Origin of the sequence: Micromonospora sp. WMMD712 (genome assembly GCF_029581295.1) — a bacterium.
Lineage (GTDB): Bacteria > Actinomycetota > Actinomycetes > Mycobacteriales > Micromonosporaceae > Micromonospora > Micromonospora carbonacea.
Window position 1 is genome coordinate 972,643 of sequence record NZ_CP120743.1, and the last position, 22,766, is coordinate 995,408.

The following is a 22,766-nucleotide window of genomic DNA, read 5'->3' on the forward strand; positions in this document are numbered from 1 at the left end:
GGCACGGCCGGTCGCCGGGCCGTGCGGCGCAACGGCGCGACGCGGGCCGAATCCGCGGCGCGGGCGGGCATCAACGGTGGACCGGCGGGTAACCGCGCAGCGCAGCTCCGCCCGCCGCGCGGGCGGTGACCGAGGAGGAAGCCATGCAGCAGGTGCGTCTGTCGGAGGTCGAGGAGCGGGTCTACGAGGCGGTGGCGGCGCTGGAGGTCCGCGGGCAGGTGCCCTACCCCGACCTGATCGCGCAGGAGTCGGGCCTGACCGAGGAGGAGGTGCACGCTCCCCTGCGGCTGCTGACGGAGAAGAACCTCCTGCACCGGGAGGACTCCCCCATGGCCGGGCTGGACTTCGGCCCGCGCTGGTGCGCCCGCCAGATGGCGTGAGCCGGCCGGCGGGCCGGGTCGACGACCGACGCCGGTGGCAGGCGCTCGGGGTCGGCCTGGTCGCGGCGTTCATGACCCTGCTGGACGTGAGCATCGTCAACGTGGCGGTCCCGTCGATCGACCGCGCGCTGGGCGCGACGCCGAGCGACCTGCAGTGGGTGCTGTCCGGCTACGCCCTCACGTTCGGGCTGGTGCTGGTGCCGGCCGGGCGGTTCGGCGACGCCCGGGGCCGGCGCACCGCGTTCGTCGTCGGGATCGCCCTGTTCACGCTGACCAGCGCCCTGGCCGGGCTGTCCCGGTCCCCCGGCTGGCTGGTCGCCGCCCGGCTGTTGCAGGGGGTGGCCGCCGGGATCGTCAACCCGCAGGTCACCGGCCTGATCCAGCAGCTCTTCCGGGGCCCCGAACGCGGTCGGCCGTTCGGGCTGCTCGGCGCGACCATCGGCGTCTCCACCGCGGTCGGGCCGCTGCTCGGCGGGCTACTGATCCAGGCCGGCGGCGAGCAGGACGGCTGGCGGTGGGTCTTTTTCGTCAACGTCCCGGTGGGGATCGTCGCGATCGTCCTCGGCTGGCGGCTGCTGCCGACGCAGCCGGCGGAGGTCACGGAAGCCGCGGGAGCGGCGCAGGGCCGGCGCCTCGACCCGGTCGGGGTGCTGCTGCTCGGCGTCGGGGTCGTGCTCGTGCTGCTGCCGCTGGTGCAGCGGGAGCAGTGGCACAGCCCGTGGGCGTGGCTGCTGGTCCCCGCCGGGCTCGTGGTGCTGGCCGCCTTCGGGCTCTGGGAACGCCGGTACGCCCGGCGCGGCCCGCCCCTGTTCGACCTGCGGCTGTTCGGCTTCCGCTCGTACGCCCTGGGCTCGCTGATCGCGCTGCTCTACTTCGGCGGGTTCACCGCGATCTTCTTCGTCCTCACGCTCTACCTCCAGAACGGCCTCGGCTACCGGCCGTTGGTCGCGGGCCTGGCCATCACGCCGTTCGCACTGGGCTCGGCCGCCGCGTCGGCGATCGGCGGCCGGATCGTCGACCGGTACGGCCGCCCGCTGGTCGCCACCGGCCTGCTGGTCGTGCTGCTCGGCCTGGGCGCGGTGGTGTTCGTGCTGCGCGACGACCCACGCACGTCGGTGCCGCTGCTGACGGCCGTGCCGCTGCTGGTCGCGGGGCTGGGCAGCGGCCTGGTCATCACGCCCAACCAGACCCTCACCCTGGCCCAGGTGCCGGTGCCGCAGGCGGGCAGCGCCGCCGGCATGCTCCAGACCGGTCAGCGGATCGGCTCGGCGGCCGGTATCGCCGCCGTCGGCTCGGTGCTGTTCTCGGCGCTGTCCGACAGCGACGGGAACTGGGCGACGGCGGTGCGGCACGCGCTGCTGCTGGCCATGGGGATCATCTCGTTGGGCCTGGTCGCCGCCCTGTTCGACCACCGGCACGCGCGGGCCGGCCGGAAGGCCGGCCGGCACGCGCGGAGGTGACGGCACGACGACGGTGCCCGTCCGGGGATCCCCGGACGGGCACCGTCGTCCTCACTGCGCGGGCACTGCCCGGCTCAGCGTGGTCAGCGCGTCGACCCGCCGAAGCGTGACCGGCGACGCCAGGCCAGGCCGGCGAGCATCAGCACCACACCGACCCCGACGAGCCCACCGCCCACCGCGAGCGGGGTGCCCAGGTTGTCGCCCGTCACGGGCAGCTTGCCGTGCGGCGGCCAGGGCTTGTGCGTCGGGTGGTACGTCGGCGACGGCGACGGCTGGGGCCGCGGGAGCACGGTCAGCGTGGCGCTCGCCGTCCGGCCCGTGGTCTGGCCGACCGCCGTGAACAGGTACTGCCCGGGCGTGTCCGGCGTGTAGGTGGTGGTGAAGTTCCCCGCCGAGTCGGTCACGACCGTGAAGAACGTCGGGGCAGCCGCCTGGAACGCCACCGGTGCCATCGCCACGGTGCTGCCGTCGCTGCGCTGTGCCGACGCCCCGCCGGGCAGGCCGGCGGCCAGCGGCGTGATCGTGACGGTGATGGCGACGACCTCGTTCGGCCCGAACCCGAAGCCGGTGAGGGTGGTCGTGTCACCAACGTAGATCGTCGACGGGTTCACCGTCAGCACCGGCGGCTGTGGCGGATACGGCGTCGGCTGTAGTGAGCCGGTCGGCGACGGTGTCGGCTGCGGCTGCGCCGCCCCCGCCGCGGTCGGCGCGGCCACGACGGCAAGGCCGATCGTGAGCGCCATGATGATGCGGGATAGCCGCATGATGGGTTCCCTCCTACTAATCGCAGTGTGGTGCGGAATCAATGTGGGTGGTCCATGGGGTGGCGGTCGGGGTGAGCCAGAGGTCGGCGTCGGTGCTGGCGCTGCCGTTCCTGCCGGTCAGCACGTCGACCTCGACGGTCCGGGTGGCACCGGGACGCACCTCGACGTTGGCGACGACGACCTGCCGGCGGCGCTCGGTGCCGCTGCCGACGGCCACCTCCTCGCCGTCGAGCCGGGTGCGCAGCACCGCGCCGCCGGCCGGGCTGTAGACGGAGACGAGCGTGCGGGCGGTGTAGGGGTCGCCGGCGAGGCCGAGGCCGAGCACCGACGTCGACAGCCCGCGCTGCGGGGCGGTCGAGTGCAGCGTGAAGCGCAGCCGCAGCTCGCGGCGGCCGTCGGGGCGGCACTGCCCGACGGTCAGCGTCGCCGCCGGCCGCAGGTAGTAGCCGAGCTTCGCGCCGCTGCCGTCGTTGAGGAACACGCCGACGGTGGGCACGTCCTCCTTCTCCGGCAGCGAGCCGGCGAGCCGGTTGGCCTCGATGACCCGCTGTTCCTCCGGGTGGGCGCTCCAGAACAGCACCCGCCGTTCCGTGATGGCCCGGTCCAGTGCGGACAGGTAGGCCCGGGGGTCCACCTCGCGGGTGAAGAAGGTGTCGAACGCGGCGGTCGCCGAGGCGGCGAAGAACTGGTCCTGCTCCTCCGCGTCCATCCGCTGGTAGGCGTCGGAGAGCAGGGTCCGCACCGCCTTGTCGCCGACCAGGGTGGTGTGGCCCGGCACCGGCACGGGGCCGGTGACCTTGAGCAGGTAGGACAGCACCACCGGGTCGACGGCGAGGACGCCGTCGACGGTCTCGCCGGTGCGCTTGCGGTACATCTGGCGGAACAGCGCGGCGGCGGTCGGGAAGTGCGGGGTCAGGTTGACGTCCGCCGGGTACATGCCGGGCAGGTCGGTGTAGAGGTTGCGGATCTCCGGCTTGAGCTTCAGGGGCGGGTCGAACAGGCCCAGCTGGGCGCTGGTGCCCTGGGTGCCCATCCGGAGCTGGCCGTCCCTGGCCTCGATCACGGCGTACGCGCCGAACATGCCGCCGGTGGCGCGCAGCTCCGCCGGGTTCTGCGACACCATCAGGTAGCTGCGCGGGCCGGCCGCGCCGAGCAGGGGCGGCAGCAGCCGGGCGGCGCCGTCGGCGGCCCGGGTGAGCGTGGCCAGCTGGTCGAGCTGCGTACGCAGTTCGGCCACGGCGTCGCGTACCGGCTCGACCAGGGTGTCGCCGGGCACGGCGGCGAGGCGGGCGTGGGTGCGCTGGACCACCTCGTTGGTGGCGGTGAGCTCCGCCGCGACGGCCTTCAGCCGGCGCACGTCCAGCCGTCCCTTGCCGGGCAGCAGGGTCGACAGGTCGGTGCGCAGCAGGGTGGGGAACGCCTCCCGGGCGAGGTCGTCGATCGCCACCGCGATCTGCCGCACCGCGGTCAGGTCGTCCCCGGCGAACGGGGCGTGCTGCCCGGCCCACCAGCCCGGGTCGTCGGTGGCGTCCCGGGCCGCGCCGGCCTGCACCTGCAGGGCCGAGAGGGTGCGTTGGGCCCGCTCGGTGTCGGCTCCCACCACCTCGGAGCTGAGCTGCTGGGCCAGGGCGGCGGCGTTGAGCAGGTGGGTGCGGGCCTGCCAGCCCCGGAAGCCCACCCAGCCGACGCTCAGCAGCGCCAGCGAACCGACGACCAGGCCGGCGAGCAGGGCGCGACGGGCCCGGGCCCTGGCGCGCCGCCGGGACCGTCGCCCTCGGTGGCGGGGCTGCTCGGTTTCAGTCAACGCCAACTCCACTCAGAAAACGGACAGAAATGACGATTCATCATTTTCTAGCACGTGCTTTACCCGCTTCGCGCCGTTATGGTGGATTTAGGCCCGAGGTTCCGAACGGCGGACCCGCTCGGCGGGGCGGCGCACGCGCCGCGCGGCGACCGCCTCCTGGAGCAGCCGCTCGACCTCGTCGACCCCGCCGCGCAGCGACATGTCGCGCAGGTACGCCTCGCGGCCGCGGCGGCCCATCTCCACCCGGGCCGCCGACGGGATGGTGGCGGCCAGCCAGAAGCGGTCGGCCAGCGTCGCCCAGTCCTCCGGCGGGCAGGAGAGCCCGGCCCGGGCGCGCTCCACGATCTCGACGGTGTCGCCGCCCGCCGACGCCACCACCGGCGACGCGCAGCCGAACGCGGCCTGCAGCTTGCCTGGGACCGTCCCGCGCAGCTCCGGCAGGTCGCGCAGCATCACCAGCTGGTAGTCGGCGGCGGCGTACAGGTCGGCCATCTCCAGCGGCGAGCGCCGCGCGACGAACCGGACGTTGTCGGTGCCCAGCTCCCCGGCGAGCCGCCGGACCCGCTCCTCGTCCGGGCCCGAGCCGACCAGGACCAGGTCCATCGTGCCGCGCAGCGGCGCGGCGGCGCGCACGGCCGTGTCCAGCCCGTGCCGGGCGCCGATGGTGCCGGCGTGCATCACCACGCAGCGGCCGTCGCCCCGGACGAGGCGGCGCGCCTCCCGGGTCGGCTCGGCCGGATGGAACAGCCGCTCGTCGGTCCAGTTGAGCACCAGCCGCACCCGCCCCGCATCGGCGCCGCCGGCGACCACCAGGTCGCGCATGCCGGGCGCGGCGACCGCGACGAGGTCGGCCGAGCGGTAGAGCCACCGGGTCGCGGCGGCCACCCGGGCGGACCAGGGGGTCGGCGTCGCGCCCTGGGCCTCCAGCTCCGGGTGGACGTCCTGCACGTGCAGCACCGTCGGGACCGCGCCCAGCAGCCGCAGCAGGCCGGCCGCCGCGAAGGTCGCGGCGGGAAGCTGGTGGACGTAGAGCGCGTCCACGCCGGACAGGTGGCCCCGCCCGATCGTGCCGGCGCTCGCGGCGAAGGAGAGCCATCCCGCCACGCGGGCGCGCACGGAGGCGTCCCCGGCCGACCAGCGCGGCACCCGCCGCACCGTGAGCCGCTCACTGCGGGTCTCGTACCGCCACCGCTGCCGCCAGCCCGGATAGACCCGGCCGCCGGGATAGTCCGGGAAGCCGGTCAACACGCGGACCTCGTGGCCGCGCGCGGCCAACTGCTCGGCGAGGCTGCCGGGGACGAAGGCCGGCTCGGGCGGGAAGTGGTAGGACAGGATGCCGATCCTCACCGGGACCTCCCCGCCCTGTGATGACGCACCGGCGTGGCGCGGACACGGAACGTGCCGACGGGCGCATACGATTCCACGGGCCGCACCGCGACCGGAACGCTGGGAGAACCGCCGATGGCCGACCGCATCCTGTTCGTCTGCCACGCCAACCTGTGCCGCTCGCCCATGGCCGAGTTCCTGGCCGCGCAGCTCATGGCGAAGCTGCCGGTCGAGGTGGCCAGCGCCGGCACCGACGCGGTCGACGGCCGGCCGATGCACCCGTACGCGGCCGAGGTGGCCGCCGAGACGGGGCGCGACCCGGCCGGTTTCCGCAGCCGGGCGCTGACCACCGCCCACCTGGCCGACGCCGCGCTGGTGCTGACCTCCACCCGACGCCAGCGGTCGGTCTGCGTCTCGCGCCTGCCCGCCGCCCTGCACCGCACCTTCACCCTGCGGCAGTTCGGGCGGCTCGCCGGGGCGGCCGGGGCGCCGGGCGGCGCGGACGTCGGCGCCCTGCGGGCGGCGGTGCGGGCCGCCGCCCTGGCCCGGGGACTCCTGCAACCGGCCACCCCGGACGAGGACGACCTGCTCGACCCGATCGGCGGCGGGCCAGCCGACTTCCGGCGCTGCGCGCAGGAGATCGAGCGGTCGCTGGCACCGGTTGCGGCGCTCATCGAGGCAGCCGGGTGAGTTCCTGGGTCGGGTCGGGGATCGTCTGCTCGGGGCCGGGGTACGCCCCGTTGCGGGCGGCCGGCGCGGCGTCGGCGTGGCTCGGCGGGGCCGCCACCGGTCCGGCCGGCACCTCCACCCGGTAGCTCTCGTACTGGTAGGTCTCGGCGCGGCCGAGCTTGGCCATGTTCAGCACGCAGCCGAGCAGCCGCACGGAGACCGCCTGGAGCGCCTGCGCGGCGGCGCCGACCTGACCACGGTCGGTGCGGCCGTAGCGGCTGACCATCAGGGCCCCGTCGGCCTGGACGGCGACGACCACGCCGTCGGTGACGGTGCGCAGCGGCGCGGTGTCGATGACCACGATGTCCGCCGACTCCCGCAGCACCAGCAGCAGGTCCGCCATCGCCTTCGAGCCGAGCAGCTCGCTGGGGTTGGGCGGTGCCGAGCCGGCGGGCAGCACGAGCAGGGACTTGTCGCCCCACCGCTGCACCACGTCGCCCACGCTGACGTCGCCGAGCAGGACGTCGGTCAGCCCCACCCCGGCCTCCATGCCCAGGTACTCGGCCACCTTGGGCCGGCGCAGGTCCGCGTCGACCAGGGCGACCCGCCAGCCGGCCTCGGCGAGGGCGATGGCGAGGTTGCAGGACAGGGTGGTCTTCCCCTCCCCCTGCAACGCGCTGGTCACCGCGATCACCCGGGCGGGCTCGTGCACGTCGACGAAGCGCAGGTTGGTCCGCAGCTTGCGTACCGCCTCGGCCCGGGGGGAGGTGGCCGCGTCGCCGACGATCAGCGGCGCGGTGCGGGCGGCGGCGTCGAACGGGATCTCACCGAGCAGCGGGCTGCCGGTGGCGCGCTGGAGGGCGACCGAGTCCCGCAGCCGGGTGTCCAGCCGCGTCCGCAACAGCGCCAGGGCGATGCCGCCGAGCAGGCCGCCGAGCGCGCCGAGGGCCAGGTTGCGGGCCGGGTTGGGCGACACCGGGCTGGAGTCGACCCGGGGGCCGCTGATCACCTCGACCTTGACCGGCGGGGTTCGCCCCTCCCCGGCGGACTCCACCTCCTTGACCAGGTCGACGAACTGGGTGGTGATCGCCTCGGTCAGCCGCAGCGCGCGGGTGGCGTCGGTGTCGGTGACGGTGCCGCGCAGCAGGACGGTGTCGGGGAGGGCGGCGGCGCTGACGCGCGCCTGCACCTCCTCGGCGGTCAGCCCGAGCGGGGTCTTGCCGACGACACTCTGCGCCAGCCGGTCGCTCTGCAACAGGTCGGCGTACGACTTGACGCGCTGCTGCATGAAGACGTTGCCCTGGTAGGCGTCGGTGACGCCCTGGTTGGGGGTGGTGACGAAGAAGGTCACCGAGGCCGCGTAGCGGGGCTCGGTCCGGACCGTGACCAGCGCGGCGACCGCGAGGCCCACCATGACGGAGAGCAGGACCACCCACCAGCTACGCCGGACGGTCCGGAGGAAATCGCGAACGTCCATCAGGCGCGAAGCCTCCGTCCGATCAGTGTGGTCGACATGTCAAGCACCAAAGCTCCCTCAGCAGTCACGGGGCGGCCCTTCATTCCGCCGGCCCCACCAGCGCATCCGGTCGAACCGACTGTAGAGGATTCAAAGGCACAAAGACGGCAATAAGGATGAAATCGGCACTCGACCGGATATCGAAGGTCCTTCCCCACGCCGGAACCAACTCGGTTCGGACGGCCGAGGTGACGTGGGGCGGGCACGGCGGACGACGGCGCGCGCCCGTCCGTCCCCCGCGTCCCGCCGGGCGCGGACGGGACAGGGGCCGCCGGGAACTCCCGGCGACCCCTGTGGACGCTTCGCGGCGACGCCCGGCGGGCTCGCCCCCTGCCGACGCCTCAGCGGCGGCGACCGGCCGGCCCGTCCTCCTCGGCCTGCTCCGTCTCCTCGCTCAGCGCGTCGCTGACCGGCCCGGTGAGGTCGTCGCCGGGCACCGCCACCTCCTCGGCGAGGTCCTGTTCGTCGGGCCGGCCGCCGGCCGGCGGCTCGGGGGCGGTGGCGCCGCCGGCGAAACCGTACTCGTTGGGCTCGTCGTGCCGACTCATACCTTTTCCCTCCAGATATCGCCATAATCGCCTCTTGTCGCTCACGGTAAGGCGTGATCGTCCGCCCCGCAGCGCGCTCGGCCCCGGCGGTCCGCGGGCCGCCCCGTCCCGCCCGGCGGCGTGGTGGCCACCACCACGCGCCACAGCGCGGTGCGCACCGCCACGATCGCGGCGGCCCCGGCCAGCTGCGTCCACCCCTGGTCGCCGGTGAGGCGGAGCAGCCCGGCCGCCGTCAGCAGGTCCAGCAGCACCCGCAGCGCGCGCCGCCACGACCCGGTGGCCGCCAGGGTCGCCAGGCCGACGAGCAGCGCGACGGCGGTGACGACCGACGGCAGCGGGGCCGTCACGACGGGCCCCCGGGCTCCGGGGCCGCGGCGGACGACGCCGGGGCCCCCGGCCGCGCCGCGCGGGAGGGCTCCGCCGCCGGGTCCGCCGGCCGGTCGGGGTCGATCTGGCGCTTCTCCTGGGCGATCTCGCGCCGGAGGAAGAAGTTCAACGCCGTCCGGATGGCGGCGATCGCCGCCAGCTTGCCGATCTGGTCGAAGGTCGGCGACACGGCGGTACGCAGGATGTCCGCGGCGAGCTGGAACTCCAGCCCGAGGGTGAGGAACCGGCCGAGGGTCAACCGGATCGGGGTGAAGACGGCGGCGCTGCGGTGCCGCAGCCCCTCGACCACGAACCGCAGCGCCGCCCAGACCGCGCCGACGAAGATGACCGCCGCGCCGGCGACCTCCACGACGGCGACCGCCAGGTGGTCGCCGGTACGCAGGATGTCGTCCCAGCTCACCCGGGGCCGTTACCCGGCGCGCCGGCGGGTAGTCACCGCCGCCGGTCGAGCCCGGCGACGGCCCCGCAGCTCGGCGCCCGGCGACGGCCCTGTCGGTCAGAGCTCGGCGACGGCCTCGAAGATCAGCCAGAGGCCGCAGATGGCGAAGAGGATCGCCGCGCCGTAGCGGATGGTGCGCTCGGGCAGGTGCCGCCCGAGCAGCCGCCCGACCAGGATCGCCAGCGCGTCGGCGGCCACCATGCCGAGGGTGGAGCCGAGCCAGGTGCCGAACCAGCCGTACTTGGTGGCGAGGGTGATGGTGGCGAGCATCGTCTTGTCACCCAGCTCGGCGAGGAAGAACGCCACGCCCACCGCGACGACGGCCGACCTGCCGCCGCGCTCGGCCTTGCGCTTCTCCTCCTCGGTGAGTTTGTCCCCGCGCAGCGTCCAGACGCCGAAGCCGAGGAAGGCGAGGCCGGCGACCAGCGAGATCCAGCCGGTGGGCAGTGCGGCGCCCAACCCGTAGCCGATGGCGACCGAGGCCAGGTGGACGACGGCGGTGGCGACCGTGATGCCGACGAGCACCGGGATCGGCTTGAACCGGGTGGCGAACGTGAGCGCCATCAGCTGGGACTTGTCGCCCAGCTCGGCGACGAAGATGACGCCGAAGCTGACCGCCAGCGCGACGAGGAAACCTTCCATGACACCCTTCCCGATGACACCGGGCCGGGGGGTGTGGGGCGCCCTCGACCCGGCTGTTGTAGACAGCCTGGGTCGAAGGTCTCGCCCGCCCCACCGGAGGGTGGGGCCGCGTGGCCGGATGCGGAACGCACCAGTGTGTCGACCACGACATTGGGGGCTACTCCCCTTCGCGCCCCCACCCTACCCCACCGGCCCGCCGCCCGGCCGCCGGGGCGGGGCGGAACCCGCTGCTCAGTCGGCGCGGGCCAGGGTGACGCCGAACAGCCCGTCGGCGTCGGTCCAGAACTCCCGGGCGGTGAAGCCGGCGGCCGCGAGCTCCCCGGCGATGCCCGCCGGGCGGAACTTGGCCGACACCTCCGTCCGCAGCTCCTCCCCGGCGGCGAACTCCACGTCGAGGTCGAGCACCCGGGCCCGGACCGGCCGCTCGGCCCGCAGCCGCATCTCGATCCACTCCTGCTCCGGGTCCCAGAGCGCGACGTGCGCGAACGCGTCCGGGTCGAAGTCGGCGCCCAGCTCCCGGTTGACCACCCGCAGCACGTTGCGGTTGAACTCGGCGGTCACCCCGGCGGCGTCGTCGTAGGCGGGGACGACGATCGACGGGTCCTTGACCAGGTCGGTGCCGATCAGCAGCCAGTCACCGGGCTCCAGGGACGCACGCATGGCGGCGAGGAAGCCGGCCCGCTCGGCCGGCAGCAGGTTGCCGATCGTGCCGCCGAGGAAGATCACCAGTCGCCGGCCACCGGTGGGCAGCCGGTCGAGGTGACGGGTGAAGTCACCGACGATGCCGCGTACCCGCAGGCCGGGATAGTCGGTGGCGATCTGCTCGGTGGACTGCCGCAGCGCGCTGACCGAGACGTCCAGCGGCACGAACGTGCCCAGCCCGCCGCGCCGGGTGAACGCGTCCAGCAGCAGCCGGGTCTTCTCCGACGAGCCGGAGCCCAGCTCGATCAGGGTCTTGGCCCCGGTCAGCTCGGCGACGTCGCCGGCCCGCCGTGCCAGCACCGACCGCTCGGCCCGGGTCGGGTAGTACTCCGGCAGGCGGGTGATCTCCTCGAACAGCTCGCTGCCCCGCGCGTCGTAGAACCACTTCGGCGGCAGCCACTTCGGCCGCGCGGTCAGCCCCGTGCGGACGTCGTCGCGCAGGCTCCGGCCCAGGTCCTGCTCCTCCAGGTAGATCTCCAGCGGTTCCGCGCTCATCGGGTGTCCCCTCCGTCGGTCGTGTCGTTCCCCACCGTGCGGGCCGGTCGCCGCTCAGCCGGCGGGCAGCGCGTCGACGCGCGCCCCCGCCGCCGTGGCCACCACCAGCCGCCCGTCCGGCACCGCCTGCCAGCCGGGGTCGTCGTCGTGCGGTTCCGAGGCCAGCAGCGCCGCGCCCGGGGCCAGCCGCAGCGACAGGGCGTGGCCGACGGCGGTGGCCACGACGGTGCGCCCGTCGGTGAGCAGCAGGTTGAGCCGGGACCCGGGGGCCGCCGCCCCGACCCCGGCCACCGTGGCGGCGGCCGCCCGCGCCGGGTCCTCGCCCGCCCGCAGCCGGTGCCGCACCAGGGCCCACAGCAGCGCGGAGTCGGTCGGCGCGTCGAGGGTCAGCAGGTCGCGTACGGGCAGCCGGCCGGCGAGCCCGGCCACCGCGTCGGGCCAGCCGCGCACCACCCCGTTGTGGCTGAACAACCACGGCCCCTCGGCGAACGGGGCGGCGGCGGTGTCGAGCACCGGCATGCCGACCGTGGCGGACCGGACGGCCGCCAGCACCGCGCCGCTGGTGGTCGCCGCCGCCAGCCCCGGCAGGGTGGCGTCGCCCCAGATCGGCGTGCCGCGCCGGTAGCGCACCGGCTCGCCGCCGCCGGGCGGGTACCAGCCGACGCCGAAGCCGTCGGCGTTGACGGTCCCGCCGCCCCGCATGTCCCGGGGCGCCCAGGACTGCCGCACCAGGGAGTGCGGCGGGTCGTACAGCAGGGCGCGCAGGCTCACCGGCGGCCCGACGTACGCCAGGTGCCGGCACATCAGACGGCCCCGGGGTGACCGGCCCTCACCGGCCCGACTCGTCGGGTCGGGCGTCGCGGGCACAGCGGAAGCCGCTGAAGATCTGCCGCCGGATCGGATAGTCCCAGTTGCGGAACGTCCCCCGGCAGGCGGCCCGGTCGGTGCCGAAGGAGCCGCCGCGCAGCACCCGGTGGTCGTCGCCGAAGAACACCTCCGAGTACTCCCGGTAGGGGAACGCGGCGAACCCCGGGTGCCCCCGGAACGGGCTGGACGTCCACTCCCACACGTCGCCGATGAGCTGGTGCACGCCCAGCGGCGACGCCCCGGCCGGGTACGCGCCCACCGGCGCGGGCCACAGGTGCCGCTGCCCGAGGTTCGCGTGCTCGGCGGTCGGCTCCTCGTCGCCCCACGGGAAGCGGCGGGACCGGCCGGTGGCCGGATCCCAGCGGGCCGCCTTCTCCCACTCCGCCTCGGTGGGCAGCCGCTTGCCGGCCCACGCCGCGTACGCCTGCGCCTCGTACCAGCACACGTGCACCACCGGCTCGTCGTCGCGCACCGGCGACCACCGGCCGAACCGCTGGTACGCCCAGCCGTCGCCGTCGCGCCGCCAGTGCATCGGGGCGGCCAGCCCGGCCTTCGTGCGGTGCGCCCAGCCGGCCTCGCTCCACCAGCGCGGGTCGTCGTACCCGCCGTCGGCGATGAACTCGCGGTAGCGGCCGTTGGTGACGGGTGCGGCGTCGATGACGTACGCGGGCAGGTCCACCGGGTGCGCGGGGCGCTCGTTGTCCAGCGCCCACGGGTCGGTGGAGGTGCCCATGGTGAACTCCCCGGCCGGGACCAAGACCTCGTCGGCCACCCGCACGCGCGGCGACGGCGGGTCCGGGGCGTGCAGCGCCGGCGGGCCGACGCGCAGCTGGTGGGTGGCGAGCATCGTCTCGTCGTGCTGCTGCTCGTGCTGGACGATCATGCCGAAGGCGAACCCGTCGGCGACCAGCGGCCGGTCGGTGAACGGCACCCGGTCGAGCAGGTCGTGCACCTTGTCCCGCACGGTGGCCAGGTAGGCGCGGGCCTCGGCGGGCGGCAGCAGCGGCAGCGCGGGGCGGTCGCGGCGGGGCTGCTTGAACGCGTCGTACAGGTCGTCGATGTCCCGGCGGACGGGCTCCCGCCCGCCGACGTCCCGGACCAGCCAGAGCTCCTCCTGGTTGCCCACGTGGGCGAGGTCCCAGACCAGCGGGGACATGATCGGCGAGTGCTGGCGCAGCAGGTCGGCGTCGTCGACGGCCTCGGTGAGCCCGGCGGTCCTGGCCCGGGCGCGCGCCAGCTCGGCGGCGATGCGGCTGCGCAGTTGCTCCGCGCCGAGCTCGTGGATGGTCGTCACCGCGATCCCCTCTCCGCGGCGGCCAGCCGCCGCCGTAGTCCCCGGGTCGTCTCGTCGTGCAGGTCGGCCGGCAGGTCCAGCCGGGGCAGGGCGGCCAGCGCCAGGTCGAGCAGGCCGACGGCGGCCCGCGCCAGCGGCGGGTCGCCGAGGCCGTGCCGGGCCGCCTCGTGCCACCGGTCAGCGACCGGCGTGGCCATGGTCGTGGCCCGGCGCACCGTGGCCGGGTCGGCGAGCAGGGCGGCGAGCGCCGCCAGCGGCAGCCGCCAGTCCGGCCCCGGCTGGGCGTCGAGGTAGCGGATCTCCAGGTAGCCACGGGGACGCACCACCGGGAACAGCGTGCTCAGGTGGTAGTCCAGGTCGTCGGTGGTGGGCGGCCTGGGCAGCGCGCCGTCGATCCAGTCGCCGAAGGTCACCCCGGGCGGCGGCGTCCAGTCGGCGGCGTCGTCGCGCAGGCAGAGCAGCGGGGCCGCCAGCGCGTACGCCGTCCAGGCCGCGACCGGGTCGGCGTCGGGGCGCTGCGGCGACCAGACGGGGCGGGTGCGGGCCGGGTCGATGGCCAGCCAGGCGGCCATCCGGGCGGACGCCCACCCGGTGCGCCGCCCGGCGTGCCGGTCGGCGGTGGCGAACGCGGCGAGCAGCGGCGGACCGACCGCGTGGGCCGCTGCCCAGCGGGCGGCGACCTGGTCCGGTTCGCCGGCGTCCAGGCAGACCTGGAGCCCGGCGGTGCTGTACATCATGGTCCGGCCGGCGGGGCCGTGGCGGTCGAACACGCACCGCATGGCGCGGTAGCGCGGGGTGTCGACCACCGGCCGGGGCGGCCGCCACGGGTCGATGCCGGTGCGCCCGAGCATCAGGCCCGCGGCCCCGAGCAGGTCGGTGACCTGGGCGATGTCGGCGTTCGTGGCGTCTACCAGCGCGGCGACCGAGGAGCGCGGCGCGGTGGAGATCTCGAGCTGCCCGCCGGGCTCGACGGTCACGGCGCTGCCGTGCCGGAGCGGTGCGGCGGGGCTGGGGTCGTGGATGGTGGTGGGGCTGTGCGGCCCCAGGGCCGCCCGGAGCCGCTCCCGGTCCACGGGGCGGGTGGGGTCGGCGGCGTCGTGCACGGTCCATTCCAGTTCGACACCGGTGCGGGTCGGTGGGCCGGTCTTGAAGCAGATCCTGGCGATGTGCCGGACCGCGTCGTCCACCTCTCGCAGCGGGGTGGTCCGGTCCAGCTCCGGTGACGTGACCACGAGACGATCCTCCCTCGGTCGGGGCGGAACGGCCTGACCCTTCCCGGCCCCGGCGTCCGCGCTGCGACCATCTTCTGTCTAGCAGACGAATTCCGCTCGCCTTGCCGTAACAGGTGTTTCGGGAATCAGTCCTGGTCGGCGGGGTCCGGGGCGGGGGTGGCCTTCGACGCCGGTCGACCGGTGTGCGTGGGGCGGGCCGCCGGCGGATCCGCGGGACCGGCGTCGGGGACCAGGCGTCGGCAGTAGCCCTCCACCTCGGCGGCACCGCCGGCGGCGTCGACCAGCGGCGCGAATCCCGGGGTGGTCAGCGCCTTCGCGCGCTGCGCGGCCGGCTTGGCCAGGTACGCCCGGCACAGCCCCGGCAGATTCGCGGCGGCCCCGGTGCCGTCCGGCCCGGGGGTACGGCCGGGCGTCGGCGGCGGCGCGGCCCCGGGGGACGCGCCCGGCCCGGCGTCGCCCGGCGTGGCGTCCCCGCCGCCGGGGGCGGAGGAGCCGCCGGTCGGCCCCGAGCCGGTGGGTCCCGCCCCGGTGGGTCCCGAGACGCCGGGGTCGGCGGGCGCGGTGCCCGGGACGGGCGGGCGCGGGGCGTCGTCGGGGCGGTCCAGGCCGACCGCGGCGACGGCGACACCGGCGGTCGCGGTGGCGGCGACCGCCCCGATCCAGGCGACCGCCCCGATCCCCCGGGCACGCCGCCGGGGCGGGCGCGCGGGGGCGGACGCCGGCGCGGCGCGCGCGGCCCGGAACGCGGCGAGCGCCGCCTCCTCACCGGTGAGTTCGCCGGGGCGGGCCGGGGCCGCCGCCGCGGCGAGCAGGTCGGTCAGGGGGTCGGCGGGACGGCCGGCGTCGCCCGCGCGGGGATCGCGCGCGGCGTCGAGGAGCCGGTCGGACTCCGCCCGGTCGGCGGGCAGGTCCGGCCGGTCGGGCTGCCGGAAGCTCATCGGTTTCCCCTCACGTCAGCCGTCCGCCTGCTCGACGTACGGCGCGCCGGACGCCGGCCGGCCGGGGCGGGGGCGGGGCGACGGCGCGGGCGGGGCGGCCTCCGGGGTCGGGTCCTGGCGCTGGAGGAGCGTGGCGAGGCGGCGCAGCCCCCGGTGGGCGGCGGTGCGCACCGCGCCGGCCCGCCGGCCGAGCACCCGCCCGGCGCTCTCGGCGTCCAGGCCGATCACCGCGCGCAGCAGCACCGCCTCGGCCTCCCGGGGCGGGAGGGTGGCGATCAGCGCCAGCGCGGCCTCGGTGCCGAGGGTCTCGCCGGCCCGCTCGGCGGTGTCGGCGTCGCCCGCCAGGTCGCTGAGCGCCTGCACCGGCACGGGCAGCGAGGGCCGGCGGCGCTGCCGGCGCAGGTGGTCCATGGCCCGGTTCCGGGCGATGGTGACGGTCCAGGCCCGGAACTCCCCGCCGGTGAACGTGGGCAGGTCCCGGGAGATCTGCAGCCAGGTCTCCGAGGCCACGTCCTCGGCGTCCGCGCCGACCAGCGCGGTGAGGTAGCGCAGCAGGCCGGGCTGGAGGCTGCGGTAGAGGAACCGGAAGGCGTCCTCGTCGCCGGCCTGCGCCGCGACGACCGCCTCGTTCAGTTCACTCGTCATGGGTACGCCGTTCCCACCGGCCGGGGGCGGCGGGTGGCCCGTCGGAAGAGACACGCACGGCACCGTCCTGGCCCGGCGGTCGGACCTCCTCCCGCACCATCAGCCCCCCGCTGACCCTGATCACGCCCGACACCGTACGCGCCCGGGCGGCGCGTGCGGTCACCACCCGGCGCGGCCGTCGGCGGGCGTGACCCGTCCGGGGAGCCTGGCTGGCCCGAGCCGCGCTAACGCTAGGAGCGGGGTGCCGGGCGGACAAGGCGATGCGTCCCGCAGAAAGAGTGAGAATTATCAAGCGGTGGACCCGGCGAGTCGATGTGACACGAAGCGGGCCGCGGACGCCACCGACGACGCGGGCCGGACGGGCCCACCGGGGCCCCCGCCGTTCGGCCAGGCCATGCCATCGTCCCGGCCGACCCGTGACGGGCGGTCGCGAGTCGATCACGGGCCACCCGGACGACGGGCCGCCCGGCCGCCCCGGCCACCCCCTCGGCCCGCCCGGCACGGCCGGAGCGCAGGAGGTGAGCCGGGCTCGCTCTGGGTACGGTATTGCTGTGTTGTCTTCGGGAGTCGTGCTCAGCGGTCGGTACCGCCTGGACGACCGTGTCGCCACCGGCGGCATGGGTGACGTCTGGCGGGCCACGGACCAGGTCCTCGGCCGACGGGTCGCGGTCAAGGTCCTGCTGCCGGCGCTGGTCTCCGACCCGGACTTCATCGCCCGGTTCCGCGCCGAGGCCCGGATCATGGCCGCCCTGCGGCACCCCGGCATCGTGCAGGTCTACGACTGCGGCGAGGACGACCTGCCCAGCGGCGGGCGGGCCGACTACCTGGTGATGGAGTTCGTCGAGGGCGAGCCGCTGTCCCGGCGGATCGAGGCGGCGGGGCACCTCGGCGTGGCCGAGACCATGTCGATCGTCGCCCAGGCCGCCCAGGCGCTGCACGCGGCGCACGCCGGCGGCATCGTCCACCGCGACGTCAAGCCGAGCAACCTGCTGGTGCAGGAGGACGGCACCGTCGTCCTGGTCGACTTCGGGGTCGCCCGGTCGACCAACGTCACGAGCATCACCAGCACCAACGCGGTGCCGGGCACCGCGCTCTACATGGCCCCCGAGCAGGCCGCGGGCCGACCGGTCTCCGGGGCGACGGACATCTACGCCCTCGGCGCGGTGGCCTACTGCTGCCTGACCGGCGGGCCGCCGTTCACCGGCGACAACCCCCTCCAGGTCGCCGTGCGGCACCTCGACGACGAGCCGCCGGAGCTGCCGGCCGACATCCCCGGGCCGGTGCGGGACCTGGTGTCCCGCGCCCTGGCCAAGGACCCGGCGGCACGGTACGCGACCGGCGCGGCGATGGCGGAGGCCGCGCGGGCCACCATCGCCGACAGCTCCGCGCCCACCAGCACCGTGCCGGTGTCGACGCGCCGGCCGCCCGCTGCCCGGGACAGGCTGGACAGCACCCGCGACGACCTGCCGCCGGTGCGGCCGACGGCCGCGCCGGTGCGCACCCTCACCGGCCGCCCGGGCCGCCGTGGCACCCTGATCGGCGCGCTCGCGGCGGTGGCGGTCGCCGGGATCGCGCTGGCCGCGGCGCTCGGTGCCGCGACGAACGCCAACGCCCCCGCCACGAACTACGGGCCGACCGCCCCGGCGGCCGACCCGACGCAGGGCTCCGACGACCCGGCCGCCACCGAGGACGCCACGGGCGACCCGGACCGCACGTTCCGGCCGGGCGGGGGCCGCCCCTCGGCGTCGGTCACCCCGACGCCGACCCCGCAGCCGAGCGAGTCGCCCGCGCCGGAACCGACGGGCCCGCCGCCCACCAAGCCCGTCGACCCGCCGCCCACGACGGCGAGCACGCCGGTGGACCCGCCGCCGACCACCGCGAGCACCCCGGCCGACCCGCCGCCGACCACCGCGAGCACCCCGGCCGACCCGCCGGCCCAGGGGGACTGACCCGGCCGGGTCCGCCGGATCCGGCCGGTGGGGCCGACCCCACCGGCCCCACCTTCATCAAATCGGACTTAAAACCCAGAAGCTCACTTAAGCTGACGATGATGTACGTTCCGTCGTCTGCTGCGGGAGTCCCGGGTGAGCGCTGAGAAGTTGGTCGTCATCGGCCAGGGATACGTGGGCCTGCCGCTGGCCATGCGCGCCGTCGAGGCGGGCATGGCCGTCGTCGGCCTCGACGTCAACGCCGACCGGGTCAAGCGCCTCGCCTCGGGCGAGTCCTTCGTCGAGGACATCCCCGCCGACCGGCTCGGCCGGGCACTGGGCAGCGGCAGATACCGCCCGAGCACCGAGTACGCCGACGCCGAGGGCTTCGACATCTGCGTGATCACCGTCCCCACCCCGCTGCGCGACGGGGTGCCCGACCTGAGCTACGTCGAGCAGGCCGGCGGCGGGATCGGGCCGTACCTGCGGCCGGGCTGCACGGTGATCCTGGAGTCGACCACGTACCCCGGCACCACCGAGGAGCTGCTCCGGCCGCTGCTGGAGTCGGCCAGCGGGCTGACCGCCCCCGGCGGCTTCCACCTCGGCTACAGCCCGGAGCGGATCGACCCCGGCAACCCGGTGTGGAAGCTGGAGAACACCCCGAAGGTGGTCTCCGGCGTCGACGCGGCCTCCCGGGAGCGGGTCGACGCGTTCTACCGGCGGCTGGTCGAGCGGACCGTGCCGGTGGACTCCACCCGGGTCGCGGAGCTGACCAAGCTCATCGAGAACACCTTCCGCCAGGTCAACATCGCGCTCATCAACGAGCTGACGATGCTCAGCCACCACCTCGACATCGACGTGTGGCAGGCCATCGAGGCCGCCGAGACCAAGCCGTTCGGGTTCATGCCGTTCCGCCCCGGCCCCGGCGTCGGCGGGCACTGCCTGCCGATCGACCCGTGCTACCTGTCCTGGCAGGTCAAGCGCCGGTTGGGCCGGCAGTTCCGGTTCATCGAGCTGGCCAACGACGTCAACCACGAGATGCCCGAGCACGTCGTCCGACGGATCATGAACGGGCTCAACCGGGCCGGCCGGGCGGTCAGCGGGGCCCGGCTGCTGCTGCTCGGGCTGGCGTACAAGCCGAACACCGGCGACATGCGGGACTCCCCCGCCGTCGACGTGGCCCGCCGCCTCCAGGACCTCGGCGCGGAGGTCCGGGCGGTCGAGCCGTACGCCGAGCCGCACCACCTGCCCGGCGGCGTGGTCGTGGTCGGCCTGACCGAACGCGAGATCCGCGCGGCCGACGCCGTGGTGGTGGTGACCGACCACGACTGCCTCGACTACGACCTGGTGGTGCGGCACGCCCGGTACGTCTTCGACACCCGCAACCGCTGCCACGGCCCGACGGTCGAACGCCTCTGACGCTCAGTCGCCAAGGGAGGCGACGATCGGGCGGGCGAGGGCGCGGCGGGCCGGCAGGACCGACGCCGCCAACGCCGCCAGCACCGCCACCAGGAGGACCAGCCCGAGCCGTCCCCACGGCAGCACCAGCGTGAACTCGCCGCTGAGCCGGGTGACCACCGCCATCGCGCCCGCGCCGACCCCGGTGCCGAGGCCCACCCCGAGCACCGCGCCGACCAGCGCCGTCAGCACCGCCTCCACGGCGAGCATCGCCCGCATCCGGCCCCTGGTCAGCCCGACCGCGCGCAGCACCGCGTTCTCCCGGGTGCGCTCCACCACCGACAGGCTGAGCGTGTTGGCGACGCCGACCAGGGCGATGACCACGGCCAGGCCGAGCAGGGCGACGACGAACGCCAGCACCATGTCGATCGTGCCGGTGAGCGACTTCTTGTACGTCGCCTGGTCCACCAGGTTCGCCGTCGGGTAGCGGGCCACCACCGACTCGACGACCTCGCGGGCCCGCTCGGCGCTCACCCCGGCGGCCGGGTCGATCTCGGCGAGATGGCCGCGCTCGGCCGGGAAGAGGCGGGAGAAGTCGGCGTCGACCACGTCGACCACGTGCCCGGCCGGCACGGAGCCACCGGCCAACGCCGACCCGGCGGCGACGACGGCCGCCACGGTGAACGGCTGTCCGGCCAGGGTGACGGTGTCGCCGACCGACCAGCCCCGCGCCCGGGCCAGCTCCCGGTGCACCAGCACCCGGCCCGGGCCGAGCCGGCCCGCGTCACCGGCGTCCACGGCCGTCAGGGTGCGCCCGACCAGCGCCGGGTGGGCGGTCCGCAGCTCGACCCCGTCGCTGACCCGGCCGCGCAGCTCGTGCACGACGCCCAGCTCGGGGCGGGCGGCCAACTCGTCGACCAGCGGCCCGGGCAGGCTCCCGCCCACGCCGACGACCACGACGTCGACCCCGATCTCCCGGTCCACGACCCGCTCGATGCTGGCCTTGGCGCTGCCCGCGCCCACCACGAACGCCGACACCAGGCCGATGCCGATGACCAGCGCGGTGGCGGTCGCGGCGATCCGGCGCGGGTTGCGCACGGCGTTCGCCACGGCCAGGCCGGCGGTCGCCCCGAACAGCCGGCGCGCGGGGACGCCCAGCAGGCGCACCAGCGCCGGCACCAGCACCGGCCCGAACAGCACGATGCCGAAGAACGCCAGCACCCCGCCGGCCGCGACCAGCGGAAGCTGGCCGACGACGCCGGCCGACCCGAGCGCCGCCGCCCCGGCGGCGAGGACCAGCGCGCCCACGGCCAGCCGCACCCGGCCGGCCCCGCGGGTGGCGTGCACCGCCGCGTCGGTGAGCGCGGCCACCGGCGCGACCCGGGAGCCCCGCCAGGCGGGCACGGCGGCGGAGGCCACGGTGAGCACGGTGCCCAGCAGCAGGCAGACCAGCACGGTCGACGCCGTGACGGCGATCCCGGCCCCGGCCATCGGCACGTCGAACGCGGCCAGCAGGGCGTCCAGGCCGACCGCGACGCCCGCGCCGACCGCCACCCCGAGCGCCGAGGCGGCCAGTCCGGTCGCCGCCGCCTCCAGCAGCGTCGCCCGCAGCACCTGCCCCCGGGTGGCCCCGACCAGCCGCAGCAGCGCGGTGCGCCGGGTGCGCTGGGCGAGCACGATGGCGAAGGTGTTGGCGATGACGAACCCGGCCACCACCACGGCCACCGCCGCGAAGGTGAGCAGGAGCAGGTTGAACTGCCTCAGGTCGCGGACCGCGTCGTCGACGGCGGCGTCGAGGACCGCCCGGCGGTCCTGCACCGTCACGCCGCCGCCGGCCACGGCCGCCACCCGCCCGGTCAGCTCCGCCGCCGGCACGCCCGGCGCGGCGGCCACCATGATCCGCCCGTAGCCCTCCTGCTGCGTCACGGCCAGGGCGTCGGGCCCGGCCAGGCCGATGAACGGCCCGCCGACGTCCCGGGCGGTGCCGGCCACGTCGACCGTGCCGACCAGGGTGTACGCGCGGGCCGCGCCCCCGCTGCCGCCCACGCGCACCGGCCCGCCGAGGACGAACCCCTCCTCGGCGACGGTCGGCGCGTCGAGGACCACCTCGCCGGTGCGCTGCGGCAGCCGCCCGGCCACCACGTCGTACGACTGGAGGGCCGCCTCGGTGGGGATCGCGGCGACGACGGCGTAGCCGAGGACGGGCCGGCCGTCGGAGCCGACGACCCCGCCGCTGCCGGTCAGCTCCCCGGCGGCGGCGCGCACCCCGTCGACCGCGCGCACCCGCTCCACGAGGGCGGGCGGGATCGGGTCCTCCCCGGCGTTGACGGCGACGTCGGTGTGCCGGTCGAAGACGCCTGCCCGCTCGTACGCGCCGCGCTTCATCCCGTCGGTGAGGATCAGGGTGCCGGCGACGAACGCGACGCCGAGCACCACGGCCAGCGCCGACAGCAGCAGCCGCAGCGCGTCGGCGCGCATGGTGCGCAGGGTCAGCCCGGTCACCGCCGGACCCCCGTCGCCGCGCCGGCCGGGGCCGCATCGAGGCGGGCGAGCGCGTCCAGGACCGCCTCGGCGGTCGGCGCGACCAGCTCGCGGACCAGCCGGCCGTCGGCGAGGAAGACCACCCGGTCGGCGTGGCCCGCGGCGGTCGGGTCGTGGGTCACCATCACGACGGTCTGGCCGAGGGTGTCGACGGCCTCGCGCAGCAGCCGCAGCACCTCCGCGCCGGAGCGGGAGTCGAGGTTGCCGGTGGGCTCGTCGGCGAAGATCACCCACGGCTTGGTGATCAGGGCGCGGGCGACGGCGACGCGCTGCTGCTGGCCGCCGGAGAGCTCGGCGGGCCGGTGCCGCAGCCGGTCGGTCAGCCCGACGGCGGCGACGACCTGGCGCAACCAGGCCGGGTCGGGGCGGCGGCCGGCGATGGCCAGCGGCAGCACGACGTTCTCCTCGGCGGTCAGCGCGGGCAGCAGGTTGAACTTCTGGAAGACGAAGCCGATCCGGTCGCGGCGCAGCAGGGTGAGCCGCCGGTCGTCGAGGCCGCCGGTGTCGGCGTCGCCGATGCGTACGGTGCCGGCGGTGGGCCGGTCGAGGCCGGCGAGGCAGTGCATGAGCGTGGACTTGCCGGAGCCGGACGGGCCCATGATGGCGGTGAACCGGCCGGCGGCGAAGTCGACGTCGACGCCGTCGAGGGCGACGACCCGCGCCGGGCCGACGCCGTATTCCTTGCGCAGGCCGCGGGCGGTGACCGCGACGCCGGCGGCGGCGAACGCGGGAGGTGGTACGGACACGTCGGTGCTCCCCGTGCGGGTGGTGGTTGCGGACACCGTCGACGC

Annotated in this window: 21 protein-coding genes; 5 read left to right on the plus strand and 16 right to left on the minus strand. The window is 75.9% G+C overall.

Annotation, left to right across the window (positions count from 1 at the left end):
- The first annotated feature begins 143 nt into the window (after nt 1-143).
- Entirely contained in the window at nt 144-380 is a 237-nt protein-coding gene (locus O7633_RS03840) for a hypothetical protein (protein ID WP_074477385.1), read from the plus strand.
- On the plus strand, nt 377-1,840 hold the full coding sequence (locus O7633_RS03845) for an MFS transporter (protein ID WP_278135550.1): 1,464 nt from the start codon (nt 377-379) through the stop codon (nt 1,838-1,840). The genes O7633_RS03840 and O7633_RS03845 overlap by 4 nt, the downstream gene beginning before the upstream one ends.
- Nucleotides 1,841-1,923: 83 nt before the next feature.
- Here the strand turns inward: O7633_RS03845 and O7633_RS03850 are convergent, their stop codons facing one another.
- From O7633_RS03850 to O7633_RS03860, 3 genes are all read right to left on the minus strand, one after another.
- Nucleotides 1,924-2,604: a hypothetical protein gene (locus O7633_RS03850; protein WP_278135552.1), complete on the minus strand. Its 681-nt coding sequence runs from the start codon at nt 2,602-2,604 to the stop codon at nt 1,924-1,926.
- 16 nt (nt 2,605-2,620) lie between these two features.
- Nucleotides 2,621-4,408 carry a DUF4012 domain-containing protein gene (locus O7633_RS03855; protein WP_278135554.1) on the minus strand — a complete coding sequence of 596 codons (1,788 nt, stop codon included), beginning with the start codon at nt 4,406-4,408 and terminating at the stop codon, nt 2,621-2,623.
- Nucleotides 4,409-4,495: 87 nt separating this feature from the next.
- Nucleotides 4,496-5,755: a glycosyltransferase family 4 protein gene (locus O7633_RS03860; protein WP_282326057.1), complete on the minus strand. Its 1,260-nt coding sequence runs from the start codon at nt 5,753-5,755 to the stop codon at nt 4,496-4,498.
- Between the two features lie 114 nt (nt 5,756-5,869).
- Here O7633_RS03860 and O7633_RS03865 point away from each other — a divergent pair, with 114 nt between their 5' ends.
- Nucleotides 5,870-6,424, plus strand: coding sequence for a low molecular weight phosphatase family protein (locus O7633_RS03865; RefSeq protein ID WP_282326058.1), 555 nt, complete (start codon nt 5,870-5,872; stop codon nt 6,422-6,424).
- Here the strand turns inward: O7633_RS03865 and O7633_RS03870 are convergent.
- The 11 genes from O7633_RS03870 to O7633_RS03920 form a co-directional block, all read right to left on the minus strand.
- Entirely contained in the window at nt 6,405-7,880 is a 1,476-nt protein-coding gene (locus O7633_RS03870; RefSeq protein WP_282326060.1) for a polysaccharide biosynthesis tyrosine autokinase, read from the minus strand. The genes O7633_RS03865 and O7633_RS03870 overlap by 20 nt on opposite strands.
- Before the next feature lie 380 nt (nt 7,881-8,260).
- Nucleotides 8,261-8,467 carry a hypothetical protein gene (locus O7633_RS03875; protein ID WP_282326062.1) on the minus strand — a complete coding sequence of 69 codons (207 nt, stop codon included), beginning with the start codon at nt 8,465-8,467 and terminating at the stop codon, nt 8,261-8,263.
- A gap of 41 nt (nt 8,468-8,508) precedes the next feature.
- Nucleotides 8,509-8,814 carry a hypothetical protein gene (locus O7633_RS03880; protein WP_282326064.1) on the minus strand — a complete coding sequence of 102 codons (306 nt, stop codon included), beginning with the start codon at nt 8,812-8,814 and terminating at the stop codon, nt 8,509-8,511.
- Nucleotides 8,811-9,254, minus strand: a complete 444-nt coding sequence (locus O7633_RS03885; RefSeq protein ID WP_178065283.1) for a DUF1622 domain-containing protein — start codon at nt 9,252-9,254, stop codon at nt 8,811-8,813. Before O7633_RS03885 ends, O7633_RS03880 begins: the two co-directional genes overlap by 4 nt.
- A 96-nt stretch (nt 9,255-9,350) precedes the next feature.
- On the minus strand, nt 9,351-9,935 hold the full coding sequence (locus tag O7633_RS03890) for a TMEM165/GDT1 family protein (protein ID WP_178065282.1): 585 nt from the start codon (nt 9,933-9,935) through the stop codon (nt 9,351-9,353).
- A 231-nt stretch (nt 9,936-10,166) separates the two neighbouring features.
- Nucleotides 10,167-11,132, minus strand: coding sequence for an L-histidine N(alpha)-methyltransferase (gene egtD / locus O7633_RS03895; RefSeq protein WP_282326067.1), 966 nt, complete (start codon nt 11,130-11,132; stop codon nt 10,167-10,169).
- A 54-nt stretch (nt 11,133-11,186) separates the two neighbouring features.
- Entirely contained in the window at nt 11,187-11,936 is a 750-nt protein-coding gene (gene egtC / locus O7633_RS03900; protein ID WP_282326069.1) for an ergothioneine biosynthesis protein EgtC, read from the minus strand.
- Between the two features lie 25 nt (nt 11,937-11,961).
- Nucleotides 11,962-13,293, minus strand: a complete 1,332-nt coding sequence (egtB, locus tag O7633_RS03905; RefSeq protein WP_282326070.1) for an ergothioneine biosynthesis protein EgtB — start codon at nt 13,291-13,293, stop codon at nt 11,962-11,964.
- Nucleotides 13,290-14,525 (minus strand): ergothioneine biosynthesis glutamate--cysteine ligase EgtA, encoded by a 1,236-nt coding sequence (gene egtA / locus O7633_RS03910; RefSeq protein WP_282326071.1) that lies wholly within the window; start codon nt 14,523-14,525, stop codon nt 13,290-13,292. Before egtA ends, egtB begins: the two co-directional genes overlap by 4 nt.
- Before the next feature lie 125 nt (nt 14,526-14,650).
- The gene (locus O7633_RS03915; protein WP_282326072.1) at nt 14,651-15,463 is read right to left on the minus strand and encodes a hypothetical protein; all 813 of its coding nucleotides are present in this window, start codon (nt 15,461-15,463) and stop codon (nt 14,651-14,653) included.
- Between the two features lie 15 nt (nt 15,464-15,478).
- A complete protein-coding gene (locus O7633_RS03920) occupies nt 15,479-16,108 on the minus strand; it encodes an RNA polymerase sigma factor (RefSeq protein ID WP_282326073.1) in 630 nt (209 codons plus the stop codon).
- Between the two features lie 551 nt (nt 16,109-16,659).
- Here O7633_RS03920 and O7633_RS03925 point away from each other — a divergent pair.
- Nucleotides 16,660-18,057, plus strand: a complete 1,398-nt coding sequence (locus O7633_RS03925) for a serine/threonine protein kinase (RefSeq protein WP_282326075.1) — start codon at nt 16,660-16,662, stop codon at nt 18,055-18,057.
- A 135-nt stretch (nt 18,058-18,192) separates the two neighbouring features.
- Nucleotides 18,193-19,455, plus strand: coding sequence for a nucleotide sugar dehydrogenase (locus tag O7633_RS03930; RefSeq protein ID WP_282326077.1), 1,263 nt, complete (start codon nt 18,193-18,195; stop codon nt 19,453-19,455).
- A 3-nt stretch (nt 19,456-19,458) separates the two neighbouring features.
- On the opposite strand, the gene O7633_RS03935 is transcribed toward O7633_RS03930, so the two are convergent.
- Both O7633_RS03935 and O7633_RS03940 read right to left on the minus strand, forming a co-directional pair.
- Complete coding sequence (locus tag O7633_RS03935) at nt 19,459-21,936, minus strand: ABC transporter permease (RefSeq protein ID WP_282326079.1); 2,478 nt, start codon at nt 21,934-21,936, stop codon at nt 19,459-19,461.
- Nucleotides 21,933-22,721, minus strand: a complete 789-nt coding sequence (locus tag O7633_RS03940; RefSeq protein ID WP_282326081.1) for an ABC transporter ATP-binding protein — start codon at nt 22,719-22,721, stop codon at nt 21,933-21,935. Before O7633_RS03940 ends, O7633_RS03935 begins: the two co-directional genes overlap by 4 nt.
- Nucleotides 22,722-22,766: the final 45 nt, after the last annotated feature.